Below are 4,654 nucleotides of genomic sequence, written 5' to 3'. Positions count from 1 at the left end.
ACATCGACCCCAAGTTGATTGAAGAGGCGATGCACACACACCCCGCCGTGGCACTGGCCGCCGCCGTGGGCCGGCCGGATGCCCATGCGGGCGAGGTGCCCGTGGTGTACGTCCAGCTGCGAGAAGGCCGCCAGGCCACCGAGACCGAGTTGATGGAGCACGCACAAGCGCATGTGGCAGAACGCGCGGCCTGGCCCAAGCACATCCATGTCGTCGACACCTTGCCCACCACCGCCATTGGCAAGATCTTCAAACCGGCGCTCACGCTCCAGGAACTGGCCTCGGTGGTGCGCGATGAGGCGCATGCCATTGGCGCCTCACTCACCGCTTGCGACGCCACGCAGGACCCGAAGATCGGCGCCGTGGTGCGGTGGCGTGCGGCCGACAAGGGCGATGAACTGAGTGCTCGCCTGGCGCGCTACACGTTCAAGCAGGAGCGGCTGCGTTAAGGCGCAGGCCCCGCCAAGCCTCAGCTTGCGCGCAAGCTGAGCGGGTTGACAGGCAGATCGACCACCGGCAGTGGCCGACATGCGACCTCCATCGCCTCAGCCCAAGGCAACCCCAAGGTCAGCAGCATGGTGGCCGACACCTTCTCGGGCAGATCATCGGGTGATCCGAAGGGGTCATCCGCGTGAGATGGCACAGAGACTTCGGCCATGAGCCCGCCCAGGATGATGCTGCCAACTGCCAGGACAAGGCTTGCAAGGTCATGACACACAAAGCGCTTGCCCTCAATGCCGGTCAAGACATCGCGAAGCAAGTAGCGCCCGAGACCTGAGCGCAAGCTGTCGCGATTGAAGTTGGTGGCCAGCACAAACTGCCCCCACACCGGATCGGCCCGTCCCTGCCGAATGGTGTAGCGAGCAGACGCCGCGATCTTCTCTGCCGGATCCACGACCTGTTCGCCCAGTTTGTCGAGCGCTGCGGCATAGCGCTCGATCAACTCTTCCTTCAAGGTCTGGAAGATCGCCTCTTTGGACGGGAAGTGGTTGTAGAACGACCCAAACCCGACATCTGCGGCATTGGTGATGTCTTGAATGGCCACGCCATCCATCCCCTTGGCCGACATCAACCGCAACGCTGCACTCATCAGCTTGTCGCGCGTCTCCTGCCGCCGCTTTTCCTGTCGCGTTGCGGCAGCACCGCCCCGCTCACGACCGGCTTCGTCGGCCTGCATGCCTTTCCCGACGGTCAGTGCCCCCCTCGTTCGCTTGGATGGGGCGTCGGTGGTGCCTGGCGGCATCGATTTCTTGAGGGGAGGCATGGCCGAGGTGAGGTGAAAGCTGCACGTACCCCCCAAGACTACCAGCAGCCCACAACCTGGCACAAACCCCAACCCCACACACAACTGATAACATTATCATTATTGATAGTTAAATCATGTTTATGAGGTTTTCATGGGCTTTCCTGCTTTCCCCTCCCGCCAGCTCACCGCCGAAGAGCGCCAGCGCTACGAAGAAGACGGCGTGATCATGCTCAAAGGCGCACTGGACAAGAACTGGGTTGAGATGGTGGAACAAGGGATCGAAGAGGCCCGCAACGCCCAATCCGTGACAGGCAAGTTCATGTCCCGCAAGACAGAGGGCTACAAGATGGACATCTTCTTGTGGAAGCGCATCGACGTGCTGCGCGACCTCATTTACTACGGCCCCTTTGCACGTTGGGCCAAGGACTTGATGAAGTCCGAAGAGGTCCGCTTCTTCTATGACCAGATGTTCATCAAGGAGCCCGGCACCGACGCGCCCACCCCGTGGCATCAGGACCTGACCTTCTGGCCCATCCGCGGCGAACAGATCACCTCGTTCTGGATCCCCTTGAATCCGGTGACGACCGAAAACAGTGGCCTGCTGTATGTGAAGGGTTCACACAAATGGCCGCAACGCTTCAAGTCCTTGTCGCCTGACTACGTGGCGGCACTGATCGATGAAAACGCGGACGACATCCCCGACATCAACGCCAACCCGGACCAGTACGACCTGCTCCACTGGGACATGGAACCAGGCGACATCCTGATGTTCCACCCTCTCACGCTGCATGGCTCGTTTGGCAACAAGTCACGGACAACACCGAGGCGCGCACTGGCGCTGCGCTGGACTGGCGATGACGTGATCTACGAACCTGGCGCCAAGCGCATGCCGATTCATTTCCGACATGACGCCAGACCTGGCGGCCCTTTGAGAGGTGCGGCATTTCCGATCATCTTGCCGCACCATGATCCTGCAGAGCGTGCGGCGCGCGTGCAGATCGAACATGAGCAGCCGCACAAGATGATTGGCTCGGCGCTCCACAACGCCGTCTCGGCCGTCAAGCTGGAGCTCAGCGGCAACAAGTCGACCATTGCCCCGCGCCAGACCTGGGACGACCCCACGAAAGTCGCGCCCGCAGCGAACCACCAGAAGAAGTGACGGGGCGAACAGCATGAGAAAGCGTTTCATCGCCACGGCGGCAGTTGCCGCATTGGTGGCGTACTTCAGCCTCTGGCCTGTGGACATAGCCCCGACCGGCTGGACGCCCGCCGCGCTCGCCGAATCCACCGCCGCGACGAGAGGCAGCCTGAGCGCGATCGAGCGCCTGGGTCTCCAGGAAGGCACAGGGCCAGAGGGCATCTCGCTGGATGCCAGCGGCAGGATCTACGCGGGCTTTCTGGACGGACGCGTGGTGCGGTTCTCGCCTGACGGCCGCCACGTCGAGCTACTGGCCCAGACACAAGGCCGACCGTGGGGCACCTTCGCATCAGCCGATGGCCGCAGCATCCTGGTTGCAGATGCCGTCAAGGGGCTTCTCAAAATCGAGGCGGGACACATCGCCACACTGGCAACGCAAGCCCAAGGCGTACCGTTCAAGCTGACCGATGACGTTGTCCAGGGCGCATCCGGGAAGATCTATTTTTCCGACGCTTCGTCCAAGTTCGGCATCGACAAGATGATGTCGGACGTCTTCGAGCACGGTGCGAATGGCCGCTTGATGCAATACGACCCTGTCAGCAAAGGCGTCAGCGTGCTGATGAGCGGGCTGCATGTCGCCAATGGCGTCGCATTGGGCCCGGACGAGCGCTATGTGCTCGTGTCTGAAACCTTGTCCTACCGTGTCTGGCGCTACTGGTTGAAAGGCGAGAAGGCTGGTCAGAAGGAAGTCTTCATCGACAACCTGCCAGGCTTTCCTGACAACATCAGCTTCAACGGCCGCGATGGATTCTGGTTGGCCTTGTATGCCCCCAGAGACCCGCTGCTTGATGCCCTGTTGCCCTACCCTGCCCTGCTCAAGGCGGCCTACCGCATCCCGCAGGTCATCCAGCCAAAGGCGAAAAAGGTCGCACACGTTCTGAAGCTCGATTTGAATGGCGTGGTGCAGGCCGACCTGCAAGACGATCGGCCCGAGGCCTACGCCCCCATCACCAGCGTCCGAGAGTTCAACGGCACGCTCTACTTCGGCAGCATCGAGTACCCGTCAGTGGGGCAGATGCGTTTGCCGCGGAACTTGAGCGAGCATCCGCACACGCGCGAGGCCACCCCATGAAAGCGCATCCGACATCCAACAGCGTCGTCATCTACGGTGGCGGTGTGGCCGGTGCGGTCCTCGCCAAGGCACTATCGCGGACGGCCAAAGTCACGCTGGTCGACCCGCTCGATTACTTTGAAGTGCCCATGGCCGCGCCACGCAACCTCGTCAGGCCGGACTTCGCGAAACAAGCCATCGTGCCCTATGCGCGTGCGCTGCCAGGGGTCAGGCACATTCAGGGCAGACTCGTCGCATTGACGCCTTCTGGCGGCGTGGTGGACACCGGACGGCATCAGGTGCAAGTGCAGGATTTCAAGGTGACCGTGCTGGCCACGGGCAGTCGCTATGCCAACGACCTGATGAGAGGCAGCCAGGGCAGCGAATCAGACCGGCAAGCCTTCTATGCGCGATATGCCAGACGAGTTGAAGCGGCTCGATCGATCCTCATCGTGGGCGGCGGTCCGATCGGCGTGGAGGTTGCTGGTGAAATCGCGCAAGCCCATCCGGACAAGCGGATCACCATCATGGAGGCCGGGGCACGTCTCTTGCGCGGCACCACGGAGGCTGCAGCCAAGCACGCGCACGAACTGCTCCAGGCTCGTGGCGTCGAGGTTCTGACCAACGAGCGACTGGCCGACGGTGGCAGCCAACCCCACGATGCGTTTGCACCGTCGGGCGTCGCCGTGACCTCACGAGGTCAACGCATCCCCTATGACTTGATGATCTGGTGCACAGGGGGGCGCCCCCATACCGACTACATGCGCGCGCATTTTGCACACGTGCTCAACGAGCAGGGGCGCGTCATGGTCACGCCCGAATTGCAAGTCACAGGCCTGCCCTTCCTCTATGCCTTGGGCGACATCACCGATCTCGACGAGAACAAGATGGCCTGGCACATTGGTGGACAGGTCAAGACCGCCGCCTGGAATATCCGCCAGGCCCTGTCAGGCGTCGGGACTCAGGCCACATTGAAGCAGTACCACCCTCAAACGGGGAATCCATCGATGGTGGTCACGATGGGCAGCAGGGCTGGCGTCGCGCAACTGAAGGGCCTTGGCGTCGTGAAGGCCGGCTGGTTCGTCAGCATGGTCAAGGCCAGGCACATGCTGGTGCCGAAATACCGAAAGATCCTGGGCGTGTGACTCCGTGCATGGCC

General features: G+C 62.0%; 5 protein-coding genes. 4 read left to right on the top strand and 1 reads right to left on the bottom strand.

The annotated features are described in order from the left end of the window. On the top strand, positions 1-449 hold a 449-nt coding region (locus VFW84_RS14760), incomplete at its 5' end, for an AMP-binding enzyme (RefSeq protein WP_414639009.1). Positions 450-469: 20 nt separating this feature from the next. Here VFW84_RS14760 and VFW84_RS14755 read toward each other — a convergent pair. Next, positions 470-1,177 carry a TetR/AcrR family transcriptional regulator gene (locus tag VFW84_RS14755; protein WP_329681223.1) on the bottom strand — a complete coding sequence of 236 codons (708 nt, stop codon included), beginning with the start codon at positions 1,175-1,177 and terminating at the stop codon, positions 470-472. 220 nt (positions 1,178-1,397) lie between these two features. Between VFW84_RS14755 and VFW84_RS14750 the strand changes: the two genes are divergently transcribed. Genes VFW84_RS14750 through VFW84_RS14740 form a run of 3 tightly spaced genes read left to right on the top strand, consistent with a single transcriptional unit; the run spans position 1,398 to position 4,640 of the window. Continuing rightward, positions 1,398-2,405: a phytanoyl-CoA dioxygenase family protein gene (locus VFW84_RS14750; protein ID WP_329681222.1), complete on the top strand. Its 1,008-nt coding sequence runs from the start codon at positions 1,398-1,400 to the stop codon at positions 2,403-2,405. A 13-nt stretch (positions 2,406-2,418) separates the two neighbouring features. Further along, positions 2,419-3,516, top strand: a complete 1,098-nt coding sequence (locus tag VFW84_RS14745) for an SMP-30/gluconolactonase/LRE family protein (protein WP_329681221.1) — start codon at positions 2,419-2,421, stop codon at positions 3,514-3,516. After that, positions 3,513-4,640: an NAD(P)/FAD-dependent oxidoreductase gene (locus VFW84_RS14740; protein WP_329681220.1), complete on the top strand. Its 1,128-nt coding sequence runs from the start codon at positions 3,513-3,515 to the stop codon at positions 4,638-4,640. Before VFW84_RS14745 ends, VFW84_RS14740 begins: the two co-directional genes overlap by 4 nt. Positions 4,641-4,654: the final 14 nt, after the last annotated feature.

Origin of the sequence: Aquabacterium sp., from assembly GCF_036279655.1 — a bacterium.
GTDB lineage: Bacteria > Pseudomonadota > Gammaproteobacteria > Burkholderiales > Burkholderiaceae_C > Aquabacterium.
This window is presented reverse-complemented; position numbering and strand designations above follow the sequence as displayed.